General features: G+C 62.1%; 1 pseudogene. It reads left to right on the plus strand.

Annotation, left to right across the window (positions count from 1 at the left end):
* Window positions 1-113: 113 nt before the first annotated feature.
* Window positions 114-375: pseudogene (locus tag MKK69_RS19715) on the plus strand (Crp/Fnr family transcriptional regulator); the annotation flags it as partial.

Raw genomic sequence — 375 nt, forward strand, 5'->3', positions numbered from 1 at the left:
CTAAGAAATTAGGCTCAAAGACAGGCAGGCGTCGTACGCAGGCACGTTCAAGTGCTCCCGACCGAGGGCTCTTGGACCTCCCGCTCCAAGTGAACGGGACTAGGTCGCAACCGATGCAGTACAGCTTCCTCAAGCGCCTGACAAGAGCACTAGCATCGGACGATTTCGATATCCTGGGACCGCACCACGAACTAGCGATGCTGTCGGTGGGCGTAGTGCGCATCAAAGCCGGCACCCCGATCACGCGGGTTGCCTTCGTCGAACGAGGCATCGTCTCGCTCGTCAGCGTCGCGGCAGATGGCCAGCAGGTCGAGGTCGGGCTCGTCGGATGCGAGGGCATGGTTGGCGTGCCGATCCTGCTCGACGCCGAGCGGA

The organism is Methylobacterium sp. J-026 (assembly GCF_022829585.1).
GTDB lineage: Bacteria > Pseudomonadota > Alphaproteobacteria > Rhizobiales > Beijerinckiaceae > Methylobacterium.